17 protein-coding genes are annotated in these 19,989 nt (G+C 73.8%); 7 read left to right on the top strand and 10 right to left on the bottom strand.

Features of this window, described 5'->3' with window-relative positions; all coding sequences use genetic code 11:
• Positions 1-63: 63 nt before the first annotated feature.
• A complete protein-coding gene (locus tag ABT360_RS05470) occupies positions 64-2,805 on the bottom strand; it encodes a helix-turn-helix transcriptional regulator (RefSeq protein ID WP_351811083.1) in 2,742 nt (913 codons plus the stop codon).
• A 227-nt stretch (positions 2,806-3,032) separates the two neighbouring features.
• Positions 3,033-3,971 (bottom strand): bis(hydroxyethyl) terephthalate hydrolase, encoded by a 939-nt coding sequence (gene bdeA / locus ABT360_RS05465; RefSeq protein WP_444852180.1) that lies wholly within the window; start codon positions 3,969-3,971, stop codon positions 3,033-3,035.
• A 205-nt stretch (positions 3,972-4,176) separates the two neighbouring features.
• Between bdeA and ABT360_RS05460 the strand changes: the two genes are divergently transcribed.
• Positions 4,177-4,842, top strand: a complete 666-nt coding sequence (locus tag ABT360_RS05460; protein ID WP_351811080.1) for an ATP-dependent endonuclease — start codon at positions 4,177-4,179, stop codon at positions 4,840-4,842.
• Here the strand turns inward: ABT360_RS05460 and ABT360_RS05455 are convergent.
• Positions 4,823-4,954, bottom strand: a complete 132-nt coding sequence (locus tag ABT360_RS05455; RefSeq protein ID WP_351811077.1) for a hypothetical protein — start codon at positions 4,952-4,954, stop codon at positions 4,823-4,825. The genes ABT360_RS05460 and ABT360_RS05455 overlap by 20 nt on opposite strands.
• A 477-nt stretch (positions 4,955-5,431) precedes the next feature.
• On the opposite strand from ABT360_RS05455, the gene ABT360_RS05450 reads away from it, so the two are divergent.
• From ABT360_RS05450 to ABT360_RS05430, 5 genes are all read left to right on the top strand, one after another.
• On the top strand, positions 5,432-5,929 hold the full coding sequence (locus ABT360_RS05450) for a hypothetical protein (protein WP_351811074.1): 498 nt from the start codon (positions 5,432-5,434) through the stop codon (positions 5,927-5,929).
• A gap of 657 nt (positions 5,930-6,586) precedes the next feature.
• Complete coding sequence (locus tag ABT360_RS05445; protein WP_351811071.1) at positions 6,587-7,102, top strand: hypothetical protein; 516 nt, start codon at positions 6,587-6,589, stop codon at positions 7,100-7,102.
• Positions 7,103-7,243: 141 nt separating this feature from the next.
• Positions 7,244-7,615, top strand: a complete 372-nt coding sequence (locus tag ABT360_RS05440) for a hypothetical protein (RefSeq protein WP_351811068.1) — start codon at positions 7,244-7,246, stop codon at positions 7,613-7,615.
• A 169-nt stretch (positions 7,616-7,784) separates the two neighbouring features.
• Entirely contained in the window at positions 7,785-11,744 is a 3,960-nt protein-coding gene (locus tag ABT360_RS05435) for a WD40 repeat domain-containing protein (protein ID WP_351811065.1), read from the top strand.
• Between the two features lie 137 nt (positions 11,745-11,881).
• Complete coding sequence (locus tag ABT360_RS05430) at positions 11,882-12,727, top strand: C40 family peptidase (protein WP_351811062.1); 846 nt, start codon at positions 11,882-11,884, stop codon at positions 12,725-12,727.
• A 64-nt stretch (positions 12,728-12,791) separates the two neighbouring features.
• Here ABT360_RS05430 and ABT360_RS05425 read toward each other — a convergent pair whose 3' ends face one another.
• The 3 genes from ABT360_RS05425 to ABT360_RS05415 form a co-directional block, all read right to left on the bottom strand.
• On the bottom strand, positions 12,792-13,178 hold the full coding sequence (locus tag ABT360_RS05425; protein WP_351811060.1) for a VOC family protein: 387 nt from the start codon (positions 13,176-13,178) through the stop codon (positions 12,792-12,794).
• Between the two features lie 155 nt (positions 13,179-13,333).
• Positions 13,334-15,088: a glycoside hydrolase family 3 protein gene (locus ABT360_RS05420; protein ID WP_351811057.1), complete on the bottom strand. Its 1,755-nt coding sequence runs from the start codon at positions 15,086-15,088 to the stop codon at positions 13,334-13,336.
• Positions 15,089-15,125: 37 nt separating this feature from the next.
• Complete coding sequence (locus ABT360_RS05415) at positions 15,126-16,415, bottom strand: MFS transporter (protein WP_351811054.1); 1,290 nt, start codon at positions 16,413-16,415, stop codon at positions 15,126-15,128.
• 176 nt (positions 16,416-16,591) lie between these two features.
• Here ABT360_RS05415 and ABT360_RS05410 point away from each other — a divergent pair, with 176 nt between their 5' ends.
• A complete protein-coding gene (locus tag ABT360_RS05410; RefSeq protein ID WP_351811051.1) occupies positions 16,592-17,245 on the top strand; it encodes a TetR/AcrR family transcriptional regulator in 654 nt (217 codons plus the stop codon).
• On the opposite strand, the gene ABT360_RS05405 is transcribed toward ABT360_RS05410, so the two are convergent.
• From ABT360_RS05405 to ABT360_RS05390, 4 genes are all read right to left on the bottom strand, one after another.
• Positions 17,214-17,459 carry a Trm112 family protein gene (locus ABT360_RS05405; protein ID WP_351811048.1) on the bottom strand — a complete coding sequence of 82 codons (246 nt, stop codon included), beginning with the start codon at positions 17,457-17,459 and terminating at the stop codon, positions 17,214-17,216. The genes ABT360_RS05410 and ABT360_RS05405 overlap by 32 nt on opposite strands.
• The gene (locus ABT360_RS05400) at positions 17,446-18,459 is read right to left on the bottom strand and encodes a hypothetical protein (RefSeq protein WP_444852179.1); all 1,014 of its coding nucleotides are present in this window, start codon (positions 18,457-18,459) and stop codon (positions 17,446-17,448) included. Before ABT360_RS05400 ends, ABT360_RS05405 begins: the two co-directional genes overlap by 14 nt.
• A complete protein-coding gene (locus ABT360_RS05395; RefSeq protein ID WP_351811046.1) occupies positions 18,456-19,187 on the bottom strand; it encodes a class I SAM-dependent methyltransferase in 732 nt (243 codons plus the stop codon). The genes ABT360_RS05400 and ABT360_RS05395 overlap by 4 nt, the downstream gene beginning before the upstream one ends.
• 29 nt (positions 19,188-19,216) lie before the next feature.
• Positions 19,217-19,989, bottom strand: a 773-nt coding sequence (locus tag ABT360_RS05390; RefSeq protein WP_351811043.1) for a DUF397 domain-containing protein, incomplete at its 5' end; no start/stop codon positions are given.

Raw genomic sequence — 19,989 nt, 5'->3', positions numbered from 1 at the left:
CCTTCATGTGAGGGAAGAGGGAATCGCTGCGCCGCCGTTTCGTGACGTGGCCGGAGTGCGGTGTCATCCGGCTGTGACGGACTCCTCCCGGACGACCAGCCGGGACAGTTCGACGCGGGAGCGGACCCCCAGGAGCGCGAAGACGTTGCGCAGATGGTGGTCGACGGTACGGGGGCTGATGGAGAGCCGCAGCGCCACTTCGCGGTTGGTCGCCCCCTCGGCGACACACCGGGCGATCCGCAGCTGCTGCGGGGTGAGACACGCCAGTGGACCGGCCGTCTCGGGTGCGGCGGCCCCGCCGGTGGCCCGCAGTTCGGCCCGTGTCTGCTCGGCCCACACGGAGGCGCCGGAGCGTTCGAAGGCGTAGAGGGCGTCCTTGAGCCGGCCTCGGGCCTCGCGTGGCCGGCGCCGGCGTCGCAGCCACTTGCCGTAGAGCAGCAGGGTGCGGGCGCGCTCGAAGTCACCGCCCGCCCCTTCGTGACGGGTGAGCGCGTACGTGTAGAGCGCTTCGGTCTCCGCCGGCGGGGCCAGCAGGGCACGGCAGCGGGCGAGCTGCGCCGGGGCCTGCGGGTCGGCGCCCCGGGCCGTCCAGAGGGCGAACTCCTCGACCGCGGTGCCGGTGTCGGCACCCCGCTCCCCCGCGAGCACGGCGGCCTCGACGAAGCAGGGCGCCATGAGCATCCGTACGGCGAAGTGGCCGTGCCGGTGTCCCGGCCGTACCAGGGGACCCAACCGGGCGGCGGCGTCCAGGGCCAGGCCGCGGCTCAGGTCGGCGCGGGCGCGGGCCCATTCGGCGAGGGTGGCGGCCTGGGCGAGGCCGTGGGGGGCGGCGACCGCGAGGGCCGCGTCGACGTGGGCGGTGAGCGCCGCGCGGTCGCCCTCGATCGAGGCCACCAGGGCGAGGGCGGCGTGGTGGTGGGCCACGACATTGCGCTGGCCCGCGTGGTGCGCGGCACGCAGGCCCTCTTCGGCGTGGGCGCGTGCGCGGGCGTGGCGCCCGGCGCGCAGCTCGGCGTAGGCGAGGTGTTCGAGAGCCTGCGGTACGAGGGTGGTGAGGTCGCGCGCCCGGGCCGCCGCCAGCGCCCGGGCGTTGACCCGGCACGCGGCGGCGATGTCGCCGAGGACGAGCGCCGCGGCTCCGGCGCGCAGCAACGGCACCGGGTCGTCGTCGCCTTCCGCCTGTTCCAGCACCCGCCGCAGCGGTCCCCGCGCCTCGCCGAACCGGCCGCCCAGCGCGGCCAGCATCCCGGCCCGGAAGTCGTCGTGGCCGGCGAGGACGCCCCGGTCGAGGGCGGCCAGGCAGGACGGGACGTCACCCGCGGCCCACGCCGCCTCCATTGCGGCGAACCGGGCCCCGCGGGCGCTCTCCGGGTCGTACGGATCGAGCAGAGCGGCCGCCAGCAGCAGCGCCTCGTGCGCGTCACCCACCGGCCCGTCACGCAGGGCGAGGGTGCCGCGCACGAGTTCGGCGCCACCCCGCACCGCGTCGTGGCCGGCCGCCCCCTCCCGCGCCGCCGCCAGCAGCTCCCGCGCCCGGCGTGGACGGCCGCCCAGCCTGGCGTACTCGGCGGCGGCGGTCAGGCGGGCGGCCCGGACGCCGTCCGTGGCCGTGAGGTCGGCGGCACGGGCGAACGCCAGGGACCGCTGGAGGGGCTCCGCCCGTACGTCCGGGGCGGCCGCGGCGGACGCGAGCTCGGCGGCCAGCCGCGTGTCGGGACCATCGGCGGCCAGGGCGCGGTGCGACAGGTGGGCCAGCCGGTGGCGTTCTCCGTCGAGGACGGCGGCGAGCAGCGCGTGCGCCGCGCGCCGGCGGGCGAGCGGGGCTCCGCGGTGGACGGCACGGCGCACCAGCGGGTCGTCGAACCGGATGCGGTCTTCCGCGCTGCGCGCCACCCCCGCCCGTTCGGCGGGGTCCAGCGCGGCCGGGTCGAGGCCGGCGGCGCGGGCCGCGCGCAGTACCAGGGCCGCGTCGGCGCCGCAGCCGCTCGGGTGGTGCTCGTGGGCCGCGGCCACCAGGAGCAGCAGGTCGCGGGTGGCGGGCGGCAGTTCGGCCAGCCGTCCGCCCACGACGCGCATCAGAGCGGGTCCGTCCGCGAGCGGCCGGGGCAGCGGGGCGTGTCCGGAGAGCTGGGCGGCCGACAGGCGGGTGGTGAGGGCGGTGAGGAGGGCGGGGTTGCCCTCGGCCTCCTCCAGCAGTTCCTCGCGTACGAGGGGGTCGGCGGCACCGTCGGTCAGCTCGTCCAGCAGTGCGCGCGCCGCGTGGTCGGGCAGCGGGCCGAGACGGACGAGGGGAAGCCCGGCGAAGTCGGGCGCGCAGGCCCGGTGCCCGGCCACCGACAGCAGCAGGCCGACGGCGGGCAGGGAGTCGACGCGACGTGCGGCGAAGCCCAGGGCGGCGCGCGAGGGCTGGTCCCACAGGTGCGCGTCGTCGACGCAGACGAGGAGGGGCCGCTGTGCGCCGGTGCGCCGCAGCAGGTCCAGCAGGCCGGTGGGCGGCGCGCCGGTGCGCAGCAGGGCGAGGGGCGGAACGGCCGTGCCGGGGGCGGAGCTCAGGAGCGCGTGCACCCCGCTGTGCGCGAGGTGGCGCTCTGCGGGGGCGGCGCGGGTGTGCAGGACGGGACCGGCGGCGAAGTCGCGTACCGCCCGGTCGAGGAGGGCGGTTCGCCCCAGGCCCGGTTCCCCGGCGACGAGCAGCACTCCCGACCCACCGGCCGGCAGGCGTTCCGACAGGGCGGCCACGGCGCCCAGTTCGGCGTCGCGGCCGAACAGTCGCGTCGAGGTCCCGGCGGTCGTCTTCGTGGTCACACCGTCACGTTACTTACGCGTAACGAGCCCCGGAAGCCTTGCGTCCACCGGCGGCGTGACCCCCGTCCAACCCCTGTGACCTGCTGAAGCAGCCGGACGTCACCGCGCCGGATGGGCACGCCCCCAAAGGCGGCGCGGCAACTCTGTGCCCGTGCACAACGCCCGCCGGTGGCGGCCGCGCCCGTGGGTCGCGGCCGCCACCGGTCCGGACCGAGCCGGGGCTGCGGTCAGGAGGTGTGCGGGCAATTGCCCCGGTACTCCTCGATGGTGAGGCTGGGGCGCGGGAGCGGACACAGGAACTGCTCGTAGCGGGTGTCATTGTCGATGAACCGCTTGAGCCACGAAATGCTGTACTTCGCGATGGTGGTGTCCGAGGTGTTCGGCGTGAAGTGGGACGCGTTGTTCAGTTCCAGGTACGCCTTGTCGAGCGTCGACGGCAGCGACTCGTAGAACGGCTCGGAGTGCGAGGAGACGGGAGCCACCGTGTCGCCGTCCGCTCCCACGATCAGCGTGGGGGTTCTGAGTTCGGGCCACGTCTTGTCGGTGTTCCATCCGGTGAGCGGGATGGCGGCCTGGAGGGACGGCCGGCTCTTGGCCGCCTCCAGCGAACCGCCGCCGCCCATCGAGTGCCCCATGACGCCGAGTCTGGTGCTGTCGATCCGGTTCCTGACGGTGCTGCGCTGGGTCAGGTAATCCAGCGCGGCGAGGAGCTGGCGGCCCCGGCTGTCGGGCTGGTCGAGGGTGGAGAGCGTGTCGATGGTGATGACGACGAACCCCTGGGAGGCGAGCCGCGGGCCGAGCCAGGCGATGGACGACTGGGTCGCGGTGAAGCCGGGCGAGATCGCCACCGCCCCGAACGTACCGTCGCTGGTGGTGGTCGGGTAGTAGATCGTGCCGCCGTCGAAGCCGCTGACGCTCAGCGACGAGACGGTGGTCTGCGAGACCGCGTAGGGGCCGCGGACGGCCTCGATGCTCGCGGTGGTGGGGGCGGGGCCCCGCTCGTAGGGGTTGTCCGCCGCCTGGGCACCCGTGGTCATGCCAGTGCTGAGACCGGCGACGGCCAGGAGCGCCACCACGCCGGCGGTGAAGGGCCGGTGGCGTTTCCGCGCCACGGGGGCGGTGCCGGGAGTGGGGGTGGGGGATGCGGTGCTGCGGTGCTGCTGCACGACGGAGTCGTCCTCTCTGTCGTATCGGCGGGTGCGTCCCGGTGCGGCCGGGGCGCATCGCCGTGGCGGGTGGGGGTGCCCACTGTCACGGCGCCCGGGGCGGTACGGCATCGGTGTAATCGCCGGTCTCGGCCGGGCGATCGCCGGTGTCGACCGGACGGAAAACCGGCCGCGGCGCCCGTGCGGATTTGCGAAACCGACAGGGATGGACGACGTGGAGCGCTTCCGGACGGCGGCGGTCGCCTGGGCGGCGGGCGGGGCCGACGCCCGCGCGGCCGCGGCTCACGCGCGGGACCTGGCCGCCCGGACCCGGCCCAAGAAGGTCGTCCTCGTGGAGGGTCCCAGCGACCGGGTCGCGGTCGAGGCCCTGGCCGCGCGCCTGGGCAGGGACCTCGACGCGGAGGGGTTCCCGGTCGTTCCGCTCGGCGGCGTGACGAGCATCGGACGGTTCCTGGAGGTGCTCGGGCCACAAGGGCTGGGGCTCGGCGTGGCCGGCCTGTGCGACGCCGCGGAAGAGCGCTGGTTCCAGCGCGGGCTGGAGCGTGCCGGGCTCGGAAGCGCCCTCACCCGCGCCGACATGGAGCGGCGCGGCTTCCACGTCTGCGTCGCCGACCTGGAGGACGAGCTGATACGGGCGGTGGGCGCCGAGACGGTGCGCCAGGTCATCGTCGCCGAAGGCGAATGGCGCGCGTTCCGGACCTTCCAGAACCAGCCGGTGCAGCGGGAGTGGACCGTGGAGCGGCAGCTGCACCGGTTCATGGGGACCCACAGCGGCCGCAAGTCGCAGTACGCGCGGGCGCTCGTCCGGCGACTGGACCCGGCGAGCGTCCCCCGGCCGCTGGCACGCCTGCTCACGAACGCGGCGGTCTGACGACGACCGGCTCGATGGCCGGGTGCCCGTCGTCGAGCGCCTCGGGGATCACGGTGGCCGCGATCACGGCCGCAGTCGCCCCGGTGGCCACGGCCGTCACGGCGGTCGCCACGCCCCTAGGCAGCCCACGGCCACCGTTCAGCGCAGGAGACCGGCCGCCGTTTCCCCCTCCGTCCCCTCTCGTTGGTCTATGACAGCGGCACGAGACGGAGGGGGAGACGTGCACGGACGTCGGGTAGGGGTGTGTGGGCGACCCGCCGCAGTCGATCGGTGGGGAGGTTTCCTGTCGCTCGGACCGGATGGAGGAAATGGCGTCGGTGTTCCGCCGGCTGCCGCGCCGCCGGCTGGTCGTGCTGGACGGGGCCGGGTCCGGCAAGTCCACGTTCGCCGTGGTGCTGGCGCTGTCCCTGCTGCAGTCCTGGGGCCCGACGACGCGGTTCCGGTCCTGCTCTCCGCGGCCTCCTTCGACCCGGAGCGCGAGAGCTTCGACGGCTGGCTGTGCCGCCGCATCGCCGCCGACTACCCGGCCCTCGCCGATGAGGAGGCGTACGGCCCGAGCGCGATCGAGAACCTCCTGACCGGGCACCGGGTGCTGCCCGTCATCGACGGACTGGACGAACTCCCCGGCACCGCCCCTGCGGCCGTCCTCACGGCCCTCAACGAGGCCCTCGACGACCCGGCGCCGGTGGTCGTCACCTGCCGCACCGACGCCTACAGCTCGGCCGCGGCCGCCGCCGGCCCGCTGACCGGCGCGGCGGTCGTCGAACCCGCCCCCGTGGACGCGGCCGACGCCCTGACGTCGCTGCGGGCGGAACGGCCGGACCGGTGGGGCGGCCTGGCCTCGCATGTGGAGCAGCAGCCGCACGGGACGGTCGCCGAGGCGCTGACCAGTCCCCTGATGGTGGCCCTCGCCCGGACGGTGTACGCCGACGGGGACGCCGACCCGGCCGAACTCGAAGACCTCCCGACCAGGGAGGCCGTCGAGGACCATCTGCTGGACGCCCTCGTGCCCACCCTCTACGCCCGCGCCCAGCGCCAGGACCCCGGCCGCCCCCGCCCCTGGAGCCCGGAGCGCGCCCATCGGTAGCTCGCCCACGGCCGGCATGGAACGCCAGAACATCTACGACCTGTCCTGGTGGCGGCTCCACCGCTTCGTGCCGGTGCTGGCCCGGGCCTGGTCCCGCGCCGTCGTCTGGACGGTCGTCCTGCTCGGTCTCACCCTGCTGGATTACGGAGTCGGCGGCCTCCTTCCCGGGCTCCCGCCGCGTGAGCACGGTCCGGCGATCTGGTACGCGCTGGGCGTGGCCGTCGCCGTGCCGTGCATGTCCTGGTTCGCCGCGTGGTGGACCGCCCGCCGGGGCGAGGAGGCGCACGGGCTGACGGGCATCGTCCTGACGGCGGTGTGCGGTGGTGTCGCGTTCGCCGTTCCCGGTCTGACGTTCGCACCGGTGGACGAGGCGCCCGAGTGGTATGTGATCGGCTGCGTGTTGGTCCTGGGGTTCGCCTTCCTGCTGGTCCTCCGCGCCACGGGACTCCCGGTGCCGCCGCACCTGCCCAGCCGCGGCACGTTCACCGCCCGGCACTGGCGGCACCGTCTGCCGCGCGCGGTGGCCATGTTCGCCGGGACCACCATCCTGACCAGCGCCGCTCTGCGTCTGTACGCCCTCGTCGTGCCCCCGGGGCAGGATGCTCCCGGGGCCCCACGTCGCCGGCACCGGAGCTGCCGTGGACGTACGGCCTCACCATGGGCGCCGTCCTCGGCGTGGGGCAGGCCGTGCTCCACTGGACGCGCGGCACGACGGGCACCGACGACCGGATCACCCCGGACTCCGCCGTACGGGCCGACCGGCTGGTCACCCTTGTCGGGGTGGGTCTCGGAGCCCTCCTCGTCACGCTTCCGCTCGACATCGTGGCCGTGCTGGAGGCGAGTTCCCCGTCCCACGGACCGGCGGCCGTCGACATGCTCGCGGCCGTGGTGGTGCTGGTCCTGGGCGTGGGTCCGACGGGGCTGGTGCTCGCGTCGGCCTCCTCCTCGTGGCCGCACTACACCGCCGCGCGTCCGGTGCCGGCCGCGCGCGGCCGGCTTCCGTGGCGGCTGCAGGCCTTCCTCGCCGACGCCCACCGCCTCGGTGTCCTGCGCCAGGTCGGTCCCGTCCACCAGTTCCGCCACGCCCGCCTGCAGCAGCGCATGGCCCGGCACGGCCGGCTTCCCCGGCCGCGTACGCCTGCGGCGGAACCCGGTGCTCCGGCCCGTCGTTGACTCACCGCCCCCCCGAGCCGCTGGTCACCGGCGGTTTCCCGGAGCGGGGCGCGACGGGCAACAGGAAACCCGTGGACCCGGGGTGGTGCCGTGGACAGGCTGAAGTCGTCAGCACGCCGCAAGACCCACCAAGGGGGAAACGTGCGCAAGGTGAAGATGATGAGGACCGCCGCGGCACTCGCGCTCGCCGTCGGGGCGATGACCACGGTCAGCACCACGCAGGCCACGGCCGCCGAGGCCGCCACCAGCCACGGGTGCCCGTCGGGGTACGTCTGCATGTACCCGGGCGCGGGCTGGAACAACGACCGTCCGACCCACCGGTACTCCGCGTACGGGGCCCACAACCTCAGCAACATGTACGGGACGTACCGCATCTACAACAACCAGACCGGCGGTGCCACCATGCGCACCTGCACCGGCTACAACGGCACCGGCTGCCAGGGCTACCTCCCGGCCGGCTGGTACATCGACAAGGACATGACGCCGATCAACTCGATCACCCTCCAGCCGTAACCCCGAGCCTCCCGGCCTCGTGGACAGCTTCCGGAGTCGCCTCCCAGGCAGCTCCGGAAGTCCTGTTTCCGCCACACCGGACCAACGGCTTGGCCGAGTGTCGGCCCCCGGCTGTAGCCTGGGCCCCTGTCATCTCACAATCTGGGCGCACCTTGCCGTGGGGGATGCTTTGGGGGATCCGGACCGCGGACGGAAGACCGACCGTCCGCACGAGTTGCCCGACGACGCCGCGATGTCCTTCTCCGCGCGGCTGAGACGGCTGCGGCTGCAGCGCGGCCTTTCGCTGGCCGACCTGGCACGGCAGACGCACTACAGCAAGGGCTATCTGAGCAAGATCGAGACCGGTGCGAAGCGGGTGACCATCGACGTCGCACGCCGCTGTGACCAGGTCCTGCGGGCGGAGGGCGAACTGCTGCGCCTGGTGCGGGAGGCACCGGTGCCTCACCCGTCGCCCGCGGAGCAACCGGACGCCAACTGCCCCTACCGGGGCCTCTCGGCGTTCACCCCGCAGGACGCGGGGTGGTTCTTCGGCCGGGAGCGGGCGACGGCCGCACTGGTCGAGCGGGTCTTCGAACGGATCGGCAGTGGACCGCTGTTGCTGGTCGCCCCCTCGGGGGCCGGGAAGTCGTCACTGCTCAACGCCGGTCTCGTACCGGCTCTTCGGCGCAACGGCGGCTTCCCCATGCCGGGTGCCGACGGGTGGCCGGTGGTGATGTTCACGCCCACCTCGCAGCCGCTTCAGGAACTGCTGGACTGCGCCGCGAAGGCCCTCGGGAGCGATCTCGGGCTCGATGCGCGCCAATTGCGCGACCGGCCCGAGACACTGCTCGAAGCCGTCCACCGGCTGTCGGACGGACGGATGCCGGACGGACGGATGCCGGACGGACGGATGCCGGACGGACTCGCAGGGGGCGGCCCGGGGCCGGGAGACCGGCCGATGCCGGAGCCCGGCGTCCGGCGGCCACCGCCCGTCCGCCCGGTGCTGATCGTCGACCAGTTCGAGGAGCTGTTCACCCTCTGCCCCGACGAGGACGAGCGACGCGCGTTCGTACGTGTGCTCACCTCCGTCGCCACCTCCCGGCCGGAGTCCACCGGGTACGACGCCGCCGTCGTGGTGATCGGCGTGCGGGCCGACTTCACCGGGCGGTGCCTGGACCTCCCCGAGCCGGCGTCGCTCTTCACGGACGGGCTGTTCGTCCTGCCGCCGATGTCGGTGGCGGAGTTGCGCGAGTCCATCACCCGACCGGCACAGCTCGCGGGTGTCACGCTCGAACCAGGTCTGGTCCCCCTGCTGCTGAGGGACGCGGGTCTGCGCGACGAGACGGGTGCGGTGGGTCCCGGAAGCGCGCCCGAGCGGGCGCCGTCCGGTGCCCTGCCTCTGGTCTCGCACGCGCTGATGGCCACCTGGCAGCGGCGCGAGGGCGCCACGCTGACCGTCGCGGGGTACGAGGACACCGGCGGTATCCAGGGCGCGATCGCGCGTACGGCGGAGGACGTGTTCGCCCGCCTGTACCCGCCCGAGCAGCGGACCATTCGCCGGGTCCTGGTGCGGTTGGTCCACGTCGCCGACGGCACCGGGGTGACACGCCGGCGGATGAGCCGGACGGCGCTGCTGGAGCAGCTGGCGGACGCGGACGGCGCGGCGGACGCCCTCGACGCCTTCGTACGGGCCCGGCTGATCACCATGGACAGCGACACCGTCGAGATCACCCACGAGGCCCTGCTGCACGCCTGGCCCCGGCTGCACGGCTGGATCCACGCCGACCGGGCCGGGCTGCTGATCCACCAGCAGCTGGCGCACGCCGCCGAGGACTGGGAGCGCGAGGGGCGCGACCCGTCCGCCCTCTACCGCGGCACCCGGCTGGACACCGTGCGCTCTTGGGCCGAGGAGCTCGACGGCGCGAGCCGGCTCAGCCCCCGCGAAGCGGCCTTCCTCCGCGCGAGCGTGGCGGAGGAGGACGGCCGCGCGGCGCAGGCCAGGCGCCAGGTCCGGTGGCAGCAGCGGATGCTGGCCACGCTCGTCGTCCTGCTGGCCGTCGCCCTGACCGCCGGGGGTGTGGCGTACCAGCAGCGCGCGGGCGCCCTGGACCAGGAGCGCGTCGCCCGCTCGCAGGCGCTGGCCGTGCAGTCCACCTCCCTGGCCGCCGGTCAGCCGGAGGCCTCCATGCTGCTGGCCGAGGAGGCCTACCGTACGGAGGCGACGACCGAGGCGCGCGGGGCGCTGCTGAGCACCCAGTCGCAGGCCTTCTCCGCCCGGCTCGGCGGGCACGGCGGACCGGTCAACGCGGTGGCCTTCGCCCCGGCGAAGGGGCTGCTGGCGTCGGCGAGTTCGGACGGCACGGTACGGCTGTGGCGGGTGGCGGACCGCCGGACGGCCGCGACGTTCACCGTCCCCGGGCGGGTGCGCGCGGTCGCCTTCAACCCGGACGGGCGGACGCTCGCGGTGACGTCCACGGACGGGCCCGTGCGGCTGTGGGACACGTCCGCCCGGCGGGCGGAGGCGGGGATGCCGCTGCCCGGGTCCACCAAGGGCGCGCGAGCCGTGGCGTTCGCCCCGCGCGGGCGGACGCTGGCCGTGGCGGCTGCCGACGGCAGCCTCCAGGTGTGGGAGACCTCCCGGGGCGCCGCCGGTGTCCGGCCCCGGCTCGTCGCCTCGCTCACCGGCCACGCCGGGAGGGTCAACACCCTGGCGTACGCCCCGGACGGGCGGACGCTCGTGTCGGCCGGTGCCGACCGGACCGTACGGCTGTGGGACGCGGCCGGCGGCCGCCCGCCGGCCGTTCTGCGAGGTCACACGGACGAGGTGCTGGGGGCCGCCTTCGCGCCGGACGGGCGGACGGTCGTCACCGGAGGCGTGGACCGGACGGTGCGGCTGTGGGACGTCCGGGAGCGCCGCTCCGTGCGGGCGCTGACGGGGCACGACGACGACGTCAACGCCGTCGCCTACACACCCGACGCCACGATGGTGGTCAGTGCGGGCGGCGACGGCACGACCCGCTTGTGGGACGTGCGCAGCGGCCGGCCGGCCGCGACGCTGACCGGGCACACCGACTATGTGCAGGGGGTCGCGGTGGACTCGGCCGGCGCGGTGCTCGCCACCGCCGGGTTCGACCAGTCCGTGGTGCTCTGGGACCTCCGTGGTTCGGTGCTGACGTCGCGTCCGTTCACGGAGATCTGGCAGGCGGCGTACAGCCCGGACGGGAAGCTGCTGGCCACCGCCGGCGCCGATCACACGGTGCGGTTGTGGGACGTGGCGGGTCGCCGGGTGCTGGCGACCTTCACCGGTCATCGCGAGCGGGTGTTCTCGGTGGCGTTCGCGCCCGACGGGCGGACGCTGGCGTCGGGCGGTTCCGACGGCACGGTGCGCCTGTGGGGCGTGGCCGAGCGCCGGCCGCTGGCGACGCTCACCGGCACGAACGGGGATGTGTTCTCGGTGGCGTTCGCCCCGGACGGGCGGACGCTGGCGTCGGCGGGATCCGACCGTACGATCCGCGTGTGGGACGTGGCCGCGCGCCGCCAGCTGGCCGCGCTGACCGGCCACACCGACTTCGCCAACGACGTGGAGTTCAGCCCTGACGGGCGGATGCTGGCGAGCGCCGGTGACGACCTGGCCGTACGGCTGTGGGACGTGGCCGCGCGCCGACCGCTGGCCACGCTCAGCGGCCACACGGGCGCGGTCCGGGGCGTGACGTTCGGCCCGGACGGGCGGATGCTGGCGAGCAGCGGCAACGACGGGACCGTACGGCTGTGGGACACCCGGTCGCGCCGCTCCGCGGGGGCTTTCACCGGTCACACCGGTTCCGCGCGGGGCATCGCCTTCTCCCCCGACGGGCGGACGCTGGCGAGCAGCGGCAACGACCGTACGGTCCGGCTGTGGGACGTGCCGGGGCGCCGGCTCTGGGCGGTTCTGACGGGTCATACGAACGCGGTGTGGGGAATCGCGTTCAGCCACGACGGGCGGACGGTGGCCAGCAGCAGCAACGACGGCACCGTACGGCTGTGGAACCTGGACGTCGGGACCCGGCTGGCGGAGATCTGCCGGGTGCGGCAGCGCATCGGCCCGAAGGAGCGGGAGACGCTGATGCCGGGTCTCCCCGTGTCCCCGGGGCGTGCGTGCGCCGTTCGCTGACGCCCTGGTCACCGGGGGTTTCCCGGGTGTTTCCCGTTGCCCGTTCGGGTGGGGCGACGCGAGGCCCTCGACGAGCGGAGGCCACGGCCAGCAGGCTTCTGTCCGGCAGGCACGTCTACAGAGAACGAGGGTCCAGGATGCTTCGCCGCTCCCGTCTCATCGGCACACTCGTCGGGGTGGTCGCCTTTCTCCTCTGGGCACCGGCGCCCGCGTCGGCCGCCGCCGACGGCACGTGCGCCGTCCGCGCCCCGGGAGCCTCCCCGGCGGCCGAGCGCGCCGTGGCCGCCGCGTGCGAGCAGGTGGCCGCGGGCGTCTGGTACACGTGGGGCGGCGGGCACGGCCCGAAGCCCCGTCCCACGTACGGGCAGGTCGATCCGACCGACCCGGCCAGCGAACACGACCCGGAACGGCTCGGTTTCGACTGCTCGGGCCTGGTCCGCCACGCCTACGCCGAGGCGACCGGATCGGACATCCTCAACGGGACGGCCAGCGCCCAGTACTACACGCACCGCGCCGCCGAACGCTTCACCGCCGCCCAGGGCCTCGCTCCGCTGGTCCCCGGCGACCTGCTGGTATGGGGCACCCCCCAGAAGATCAGCCACATCGCCATCTACCTCGGTGAGGGCAAGATGGTGGAGGCGAGGCAGTCGGGCACCAGGCTCATGGTCAGCGACGTCCGCCTGCACGGCGGTTACCACGGCGCCGTCCGCGTCAACACCGGCCCGGTGACCGGCCATGTGTTCCAGACGTGGGGTACCGGTGTATGGACCAAGGCCGAGCCGTCCGGCAAGGCCGCGCGTGTCTACGCCTTCCCCGGGCCGACGACGATCCGCGTCCAGTGCCAGAAGCACGCGGAGACGGTCACCTCCGACGGCTACACCAACGACGCCTGGTCCTACCTGCCCGACTACAAAGCCTGGGTCACCAACATCTACATCCAGGGACCCGCGTGGCTGAAGGACGTCCCCACCTGCGCCTCCTGAGGCACGGACCCGCCGTTCGCACCAGTGACCGTCACGGGGGTCGGCCACTGGTGCGAACGGTGTTTCAGGGACGGTAGCGCAGCGGGTGGTCCGCGGGTACCTCGGTGAGCACGATGCGATGACCGTCCGGGTCGGCGATCCACATCTCGATCAGGCCCCAGGGCTCCCGCACCGGCTCCCGCAGCACCCGCACACCCCGTCCGGCCAACTCCTCGTGGGCCGCGGCGCAGTCGGCGACCTGCATCCACAGTTGCAGCGTGGTCGTCGGCGGCTCCTGGGAGCGGCCGGACACCTCGAGGAACCCGCCGCCCAGGAAGTAGACGGTCCCGCGTTCCGGGCCGGTTCCGAATTCCCGGTAGACGGCGAGGCCGAGGGTCTCGCCGTAGAAGGCGCGTGAGGCGTGCGGGTCACGGGGACGCAGCAGAACCCTGCTGCTCAGTACATGCACCATACCCGGACCCTACGCCCACGACCGGGCGGCGAGTGCGCTCGTCCCGTCCTCGTCGCCGACTCGGGGAGCGGGGGCTGCGCCCGGGGCCGGTCCCCCCTTGGTTCCGGCCCCGGGAGCGGGCGGGAATGTCAGGTTTCCCGCCGTTCAGGGGGGTGTCAGAGGGTCAGCCCGTGCCCGTACGGGAAGACGGGGTCTTCCGTGTCGTTGGGTACGTCGGGGCGGGAGGCCTCGACCGCCGCCATGGAACGTGGCAGCTCGAAGGGCAGGCGGCCCTCGGGCCGGGCGCGCCCGAAGGCGACGTCGAGGAGTGCTTCGTCACTCGCGCCGTAGTCGGCGACCAGGGCCGTGGCGTGCTCCGCGATCTCGGGGATGACGGCGGCGCGCTCCAGGTTGATGCAGACCAGGGTCGGCACGGTGTCCAGGAGCCGCAGGATGTCCCGCAACTCGCCGTCGGGGAAGGCGAGCGATCCGGAGTGGAAGAACGACTCGAAGCGGGTGGCGCGCGGCTCGTGGGGGGTGCGCAGGCGCAGCACCGCGAGGTCCGCCTCGGCCGGGTCGGTCACCACGTCGCCGTACCGGGCGGCCGTCTCCTCGCCGACTCCTTGGACGTACAGCCTGGGCCGGCCGGTCAGCGGCAGCAGGGCGTGGTTGGTCAGGACGGTGAGGGAGCGGCGCTGTGCCGCATCGCCGGCCGCCGTGAAGGGGCCGGCGCCGACGGTTTCCTCGGCGCGGTCGGGGTCGACGTACGGATCCTCGAAGAGGCCGAGGACGAACTTCTCGCGCAGCAGGCGCCGTACGGAGGTGTCGAGGCGCTCCTCGGTGATGCGGCCGGAGCGAACGAGTTCGACCACGGTCTCGGGGCACGTCTCGCCGCCGAACTGGTCGGCTCCCGCGTCGATGGCCTTCGCGGCGCGTTCGGCGACGTCGAGGTGTTCCACGCCCCAGGCGCGGGCCGGGTGCGTCTCACCGAAGATCGGGGCGTCGTTGAGCAGGCCCCAGTCGGTGCAGACGATGCCGTCGAAGCCGAGCCGTTCACGCAGAAGTCCGGTCACGACGTCCTTGTTGAAGCCGAAGCCGACTTCTTCCCAGTCGGTGCCGATGGGCTGACCGTACGACGGCATGATCTGGGCGCAGCCCGCGTCGATGGCGGCCTTGAACGGTTCGAGGTGGTGGTCGCGCATGCCGCCCGGGTAGACCTGCTCCTTGCCGTGCGGGAAGTGCGGGTCCTCGCCGTCCCTCTGGGGGCCGCCGCCGGGGAAGTGCTTGACCATGCAGGCCACGGATTCCGGGCCCGGCGCGGGTCCCTGGAGGCCGCGGATGTAGGCGCGGACCAGCTCGCTCGTCGTCCTGGCGCTGGAGCCGAACGTGCCGGACTGGCGTGACCAGCGGGGTTCGGTCGCCAGGTCGATCTGCGGGTGGAGCGCGACGCGGAAGCCGACCGCCAGGTACTCGCGGCGCACCGTGTCGGCGAACTGCTCGACGAGTGCGGCGTCGCCGATGGCGGCCAGCCCCAGCGGCTCGGGCCACGCGGAGAAGGCTCCCGCGTTGAAGGAGGCACCGGGATTGTCGGTGAAGGCGTGACGCGGGTCGGTGGAGAGGGTGACCGGGATGCCGAGGCGGGTGTGCGCGGCCAGCTCCTGGACGCGGTTGACCCACCGGGCCATCTCCCGGACGCCGTACTGGCCCAGCAGGTTGAAGTGCGTGAGGTGCTTGCCCTCGATCAGTTCCGGCGTGGTGAAGGGGAGCATCGACTGCCCCGCCTCGGTGACGAGGGAACCGTCCGGGTTCATCGTCAGCATGGAGTGGAAGAGCTGGCCGGCCTTCTCCTCCAGCGTCATGCGGGAGAGCAGGTCCTCGACGCGTTCGTCGACGGAACGCTGGGGGTCGCGGTATGCGGGGGTGGTGCTCATGGGAGGGCTCCGTACTGGTCGGCTGGGTGCTCGACGCCTACTTGACGCTGCGGATGAACTGCACGGCGGCGGCCCCGAGGACGCAGGCGATGCCGCCGAAGAGGAACAGGGCGCCGTAGTTGCCGCCCCCGCCGGTCGCCAGCAGCACCGGCGCGATGACGGGGACGAGGGACTGGGGCATGGCGTTGCCGACGTTCAGCACGCCCATGTCCTTGGCGGACTCCTCCGGGTTGGGCAGGACGGCGGCGGCGAGTGCCACGTCGACGGAGAGGTACAGCCCCTGGCCGAAGCCGAAGACCACCATGGCGGCGGCGAAGACCGGGAAGGTGTGCGCCGTCGCGATCAGCGCGAGGCCGGCGGCGATCACGAGGGAGGAGCCGAGGACGTACGGCTTGCGCCGGCCGGACCTGTCGGAGAGGACGCCGCCCAGCAGGGAGCCGGCGACGACGGCGGCGACCATGGCGATGGTGGCGGTGGTCATCTTTCCGGGGACCTCGGCCGGGCCGTATCCGAGCCGGTCCATCAGGAAGTACACCTGGTAGCTGGTCACGCAGGAGATGCCGATGAAGACCAGGAACCGTCCGGCGAAGTTCCACGCGAAGTCGGGGTGCTTCCGCGGGCTGACCCAGAAGCTGCGGAGGAACTCACGGAGGCTGTAGGGCGCGAAGGCTCCGGGCGTGGCCGGGCGGTCCTTCATCAGGACGGCGAGACACACCGCACCGGCCAGTCCGACGAGGGCCGGGACGACGAAGGCCAGGGCCATGACCGTGTGGAAGGCGTTGGCCAGGACGCTGCCGGCGACGATGGCGAGGGAGGTCGTCATGCCGACGATGCCCGAGACGCGGGCGCGCTGCCGCTCGGGAACGAGGTCGGGTACGCAGGCGGTGACCGCGCAGAGGGCGGCGTTGCCCCCGAGCTGGGCCAGTGCCCAGCCGAGCATCAGGGTGGGGACACCGGTGCCCAGGGCGACGATCGCGAGACCGGCGAGGGTGGCGACGGCACCGCCGGTCAGCCAGGGGCGGCGGCGGCCGAGGCGGCTGGTGGTGCGGTCGGACAGGGCACCGAAGACGGGATTGCCGAGCATCGCGAGCACGGCTCCGAGGGCCAGTACCTGGCCGAGGGCGGCGCCCCGGTCGGCCTCGGGGACGATCTGCGCCACGCGCAGGGCGAGGGTGACGGTCACCGGTGTCAGCAGGGCGAGCATGATCCCGAACTGCGCGAACGCGAGGCCGAAAATCAGCTTCCCCGGCGCCTTGTCCGGCTCGGGCACGGCGGGTGTGTCCGTCGGCCGCGGAAGTGGGGAGACGGCGTCATGCGTGACGGCCATGGCGGGCTCCAAAGGGGAGAAGGCGGCACGCTTGCCGCACAGCGAGCACACCGTAAACCTGAAAACCGAGTAGGTGGTAGGTTTGTTGAATGTGACCTGGATCACTGAAATCAGGTGTCCCGTGGACGGTCCGGATGGCCGGAAAGCGCTCCCGAGCAGGCCGTTAGAGTGACCCCATGAGCACATCCCGAGGGGGAAACGGGCGCCGGACCGCCGCCCGCGGTACGTACGCCGTGGGTGACGAGCGGCGTCTGCGCATCCTGGACGCCGCGGTCGAGCACTTCGCCCAGTGGGGCTTCCACGCCTCGTCCCTGGCCCGGATCGCCAAGGACGTCGGCATCACCCAGGGCGGCCTGCTGCACCACTTCCGCAGCAAGGAGAGCCTGCTCGTCGCCGTACTGGAGCACAGCGACGAGCAGGACGTCGAGAGGTTCTTCGGTACGGAGCCGGCGTCCGCCGCCGAGTGCTTCACCACGCTGACCCGCCTGGCCTCGCACAACGCCACCCGGCTCGGCCGGGTCAAGATGTTCAACGTCCTGCTGGCCGAGGCGTCCAACCCCGGCCACCCCGCCCACGCCTACTTCACCCGGCGCAACTCCGAGGTGCTGCGGCGCATGACCGGCAGTCTGCGGCGCGCCGTGGACAGCGGGGAGCTCAAGCCGGACGCCGACTGCCCGGCCGTCGCCCGGGAGGCGATCGCCGTCATGGACGGCCTGCAACTCCAGTGGGCGCTCGACCCCGAGGGCGTCGACATGGTCGCCCAGTTCCGCGCCTACGCGGACCGCACACTGCGCGCCATCACGGTGACGGGGCGGGGTCTGCCGGCTTGACGGCCGCCGCTCCGCGGACTTCGCGGAGCCGTGCGTGTTCGTCGTCCGTGACCTGCCGGCCCGAGGACGGCAGCAGCTGCGGGATGCCGTCGGTGACGGGGTACAGGCGGCGCAGGCGCGGGTTGTACAGGGCGTCCCCGGCGGGGACGAGGATGAGCGGACCCTTGTCGAGGGGGCAGACCAGGATCTTCAGCAGCGGGTCATCGGGCTTCATGGCGCGCCTCTTTCGGTGCTGGGGCGGACGTCGGTGCCGGGGCGGATTGCGGTTCCGGGGCGGATTGCGGTTCCGGGGCGGGGTCCTGCTCCGGAGCGGACTTCGGCTCCGCGGCGGACGGGATGGACAGCGCGAGGAGTACGGACACCGCCAGCGACGCCCCAGCCAGAAGCAGGACCAGGCGCAGGGGGTCCCCCGGCAGCGACTCGCCGAACGCGAGGGTGCCGAGGGTCGCGGTGTAGAGGCATGAGGTCGTGGTGCAGACGGGCACGACCAGCGAGGCCCGGCAGCGCTGCAAGGCCGTCTGGGACAGCACCAGCCCACCCGCACCGGTGACCAGCAGCAGGTACGGGTACGGAGTGGCCGCCAGCGAGAGGACGGAGGCGAGCGGCGCGTCCAGGGCGAGCCGCGCGGAGATGCCCTTGATCGCCAGGGAACTGACCCCGTAGATCAGGCCCACGGCGACGGCGTAGGCGATCCCCGTCGGGGGTGCCCCGTGACGGCGACGGGCCGTGCGGCGCTCGGTGCTGACGTACAGCCAGAAACCGGCGACCAGGGAGGCTCCGCCGAGGGCGAGGACGGCCCCGGCGGACGCCGTGTCCCCCACCACGTCCTCGTCGGGGCGCAGTGAGCCGACCACCATCAGCAGCGCGGCGAGGATGCCCGCCGTGGCGTATCGCTCACGCGGGGACAGGCGTTCGCCGAGGACCAGGGAGGACAGCACGAGCAGCAGGACGAGACCCGAGACGAACAGCCCTTGTGCGGCCGCCATCGGCAGGGTCCGGTACACGACGAGCTGCGCGCCGAAGCCGGCCGCCAGGGCCAGGGAGCCGCCGATCCACAGCGGGCTGCCGAACAGCAGCCGCACCAGGCGCAGGGGGTGGCGGACGCTCAGCGACGGGATGCCGGACAGGGCGCGCTTCTCCAGGACGAAACCGGAGCTGTAGAGGACGTTCGCGGACAGCGCGGCCGCCACGCCCCACCACATCGCGCTCGTCACCGGGCGCGCCGGGCGTGGGCCAGCAGGATCGAGGCCGCGCTCGGCATCGCGCAGGCCAGACGGTCCACCGGGCGCAGCACGCGCGGTACGCCGTGGAAGGGGGCGCCTGCCACGCGGACGACCTCGAACCCGGAAGCGGTGAGGAACCCCTTGAGGGCGCGGGCGGTGTAGAGGCGGAGGTGGCCGACCACCTCGGAGCCCGGGCGGCCGTGGATGCCGCGCAGGCTGACCTCGGAGAACACCGGCTGGACCCCGGCGAGGAGCAGGGCCCGGTTGTACCAGGCGGCCAGGTTCGGGGTGGACAGCATCAGGTGGCCGCCGGGCGCCAGGACGCGGCGCAGCTCGTCGAGGGCTCCGTCCGGGTCGACCAGGTGTTCCACGACCTCGCTGAACAGGACGGCGTCCGCCGACCCGTCGGCGAACGGAAGCCCGCCGCCGCCCAGTTCGCCTCGCACGACCGTCCCGATGCGGGGTGCCGCCCGGCGCAGTGCGTCCTGCGACCAGTCGACGCCGATGATCCGGTGGCCGGGGAGCAGGCGGGCGGCGACGGACGCCGCGGTGCCGTCACCGCAGCCGACGTCGAGCACCGTGGCACCGGTCCGGCCGTGCAGGGCGTCGGCCAGCATCCGCGCCTGGCGGCGGCTGCGGGCGTCTCCGGACGCGACGGGAACGGCAGGGTTCTCGTAGAAGTCCCGCAAGCCCCCCGGGGGCCGGACAGTGGTGGTCATGGGGGTGGCTCCCTCGTCCGGTGGAACGTTCACACGCGTGAGCCGGCTGAGCCGGTCGGGCCGGTCGGGCCGGTCGCCTCGAGGTACTGGGCGAACAGGTCGCGCAGCCGGGTGCCGTCGTCCGGGCCGAGCAGCGCGGCCGACCAGCGCAGCGCGAGGTGCAGCCGGCCGCCGGTGCTGGCCGTGGTGACCGTCAGCCCGCGTGGCATGCGGGCCGGGGCGGAGAACCAGACGGCCCGCGCGGCACCCACCCCTGCGCCGAAGTCGAGCGGGTAGGGGACCCGGCCGATGTTGCTGAGCAGGGTGGTGGACGTCCAGGGGGCCAGCGCGCGGCGTGCCGCGCGTGCCATGGCCGCGCGGAGGGCCACCGGCAGGACGGGCGCGGTCAGCAGGGTGGCGCCACGGCCGAGCTGGGGGCGGTGAAGGGCCTTGAGGGCACGGGTACGGGCGGCGGTCAGCCGGAGCAGGTCGGCGGTGGGCAGTCCCAACTCGGCCGGGGTGAAGGGGACTTCCACCAGGCGGGTACCGTTGCCGATGGGCATGTCCATCCCGCGCGTCCGGTCGTCCACGGGCATGGTGATCCGCAGCGGCCGTGCCGGTCCGCCCCGTCTCTCGTTCCACCGGGCGATCGTCCGGGCGGTGGCCACCATCAGCTGGTCGTTGACGGTGTACGGAGCGCCCTTGGGCCGGCCGGGCACGTCGAGTTCGGCGACCTCCACGCACGAACCCTGCGAGTTGCTGTGCCTGCTCTTCTGCCATACGACGCCGTGAAGCTCCGTGGCCGCCATGCCGTTGTACACGT

The sequence above is a fragment of the Streptomyces sp. NPDC000229 genome (genome assembly GCF_040300825.1).
Taxonomy (GTDB): domain Bacteria; phylum Actinomycetota; class Actinomycetes; order Streptomycetales; family Streptomycetaceae; genus Streptomyces.
This window is presented reverse-complemented; position numbering and strand designations above follow the sequence as displayed.

Bases quoted from the DNA above. Each gene is read 5' to 3' on its own strand.
- ABT360_RS05460 (WP_351811080.1), top strand. From the start codon at position 4,177: ATGGACGACGTGGAGCGCTTCCGGACGGCGGCGGTCGCCTGGGCGGCG.
- ABT360_RS05445 (WP_351811071.1), top strand. From the start codon at position 6,587: ATGGGCGCCGTCCTCGGCGTGGGGCAGGCCGTGCTCCACTGGACGCGC.
- ABT360_RS05430 (WP_351811062.1), top strand. From the start codon at position 11,882: ATGCTTCGCCGCTCCCGTCTCATCGGCACACTCGTCGGGGTGGTCGCC.
- ABT360_RS05425 (WP_351811060.1), bottom strand. From the start codon at position 13,178: ATGGTGCATGTACTGAGCAGCAGGGTTCTGCTGCGTCCCCGTGACCCG.
- ABT360_RS05420 (WP_351811057.1), bottom strand. From the start codon at position 15,088: ATGAGCACCACCCCCGCATACCGCGACCCCCAGCGTTCCGTCGACGAA.
- ABT360_RS05415 (WP_351811054.1), bottom strand. From the start codon at position 16,415: ATGGCCGTCACGCATGACGCCGTCTCCCCACTTCCGCGGCCGACGGAC.
- ABT360_RS05410 (WP_351811051.1), top strand. From the start codon at position 16,592: ATGAGCACATCCCGAGGGGGAAACGGGCGCCGGACCGCCGCCCGCGGT.
- ABT360_RS05405 (WP_351811048.1), bottom strand. From the start codon at position 17,459: ATGAAGCCCGATGACCCGCTGCTGAAGATCCTGGTCTGCCCCCTCGAC.
- ABT360_RS05395 (WP_351811046.1), bottom strand. From the start codon at position 19,187: ATGACCACCACTGTCCGGCCCCCGGGGGGCTTGCGGGACTTCTACGAG.